Raw genomic sequence first — 1,524 nt, 5'->3', positions numbered from 1 at the left:
GACCGGCGCGCACGTGGTGGTGGCGGACATCGACCTCGCCGCCGCGCGTCGGGTCGCCGAGGAGGTGACGACGACGAGGTCCGGCCCCGGCGCCGGGTCGGCAGGGGCCGGGAGTGCCGAACCGGCGCACCTCGACGTCACCGATGCCGCCGCCGTCTCGGCGCTCGTCGAGGAGGTGGTCTCCACCCGGGGCGGGCTGGACCTGATGTTCGCCAACGCCGGCATCACCTGGGGTGGCGACACCGAGAAGCTCACCCTGGAGCAGTGGAACGCGATCATCGACGTCAACGTCCGCGGGGTCGTCCACTGCGTGCACGCCGCGTACCCGCACATGATCGACCGCGGGGCCGGGGCGATCGTGCTCACCGCGTCGATGGGCGGGTTGTGCCCGGCGGGGCTCATCACCAGCTACGCGATGACCAAGCACGCGGTCGTCGGGCTCGGGCTGTCCCTGCGCGCCGAGGCCGCCGGTCACGGGGTCGGCGTGACCGTGGTGTGCCCGGCGGCGGTCGACACCGCGATCCTCGACAAGGGTGAACTTGACGGCTTCGACGGTCGGCATTTCTACCTCGACGGCCAGGGGGTGCGTCGACCGCTGGACCCCGACCGGTTGGCGGCGAGCGTGCTCGACGGCGTCGCCCGCAACCGTGCTCTCGTGATCGAGCCCGCCCGCGCCCGGGCGGCACACCCCGCCATGTAGATGACGGATCAACTATGCTGACCGCATGAACTCGTCAGCCTCCGCACACGACCCCGCGACGCCCACCTCGTCGTCGTCGCCCTCCACCCACGGTGACCCCTCCACCCAGGATGTCGCCTTCGGCCTCGACACCTTCGGCGACGTCACCGTCGACCGCGGCGGTCGGCCCGTCCACCACGCGCAGGTCCTGCGTGATGTCGTGGAGCAGGCCGTCCTGGCCGACCAGGTGGGCGTCGACGCGTTCGGCATCGGCGAACACCACCGCCCCGACTTCGCCGTCTCCGCTCCGGACGTCCTGCTGGCCGGCATCGCCACTCGCACCGAGCGCATCACGCTGGGCTCGGCGGTCACGGTCCTGTCGAGCGATGACCCCATCCGCGTCTTCCAGCGCTTCGCCACCATCGACGCCCTGTCGAACGGCCGCGCCGAGGTCGTGCTGGGCCGTGGGTCGTTCACCGAGTCGTTCCCGCTGTTCGGCCTCGATCTCGCCCGGTACGAGCAGCTGTTCAGCGAGAAGCTCGACCTGTTCGCCGCGCTGCTGCCCGAGGGGCCGGTGACGTGGTCCGGTGAGCTGCGTCCGCCGCTGGTCGACCAGCACGTCTACCCCAAGACCGAGCACGGGCTCAGCGCGTGGATCGCCGTCGGTGGCAGCCCGGAATCCGTGGTGCGCGCGGCCCGCTACCGGATGCCGCTCATGCTCGCGATCATCGGCGGCCCCGCCGGCCGGTTCGCGCCCTTCGCCGACCTCTACCGCGAGGCCAATGCCCAGCTCGCGGGCGCCGGGTCGGCTGGTGGGGGGACGGCCGGTGGGGGAGCGGCCGCGC

At 72.4% G+C, this 1,524-nt stretch carries 2 protein-coding genes; both read left to right on the top strand.

Translation table 11 applies throughout. The annotated features are described in order from the left end of the window. Window positions 1-700: SDR family oxidoreductase (locus tag G6023_RS15100; protein WP_182636285.1), on the top strand; the 700-nt coding region annotated here is incomplete at its 5' end. A gap of 25 nt (window positions 701-725) precedes the next feature. After that, the coding region (locus G6023_RS15095; protein WP_182636283.1) for an LLM class flavin-dependent oxidoreductase at window positions 726-1,524 on the top strand (799 nt) is incomplete at its 3' end.

The organism is Dietzia sp. DQ11-71 (genome assembly GCF_014144995.1).
Classification (GTDB): domain Bacteria; phylum Actinomycetota; class Actinomycetes; order Mycobacteriales; family Mycobacteriaceae; genus Dietzia; species Dietzia kunjamensis.
Note: the sequence above shows the minus strand (reverse complement) of the source record. Positions and strands in the feature narration are given on the sequence as shown.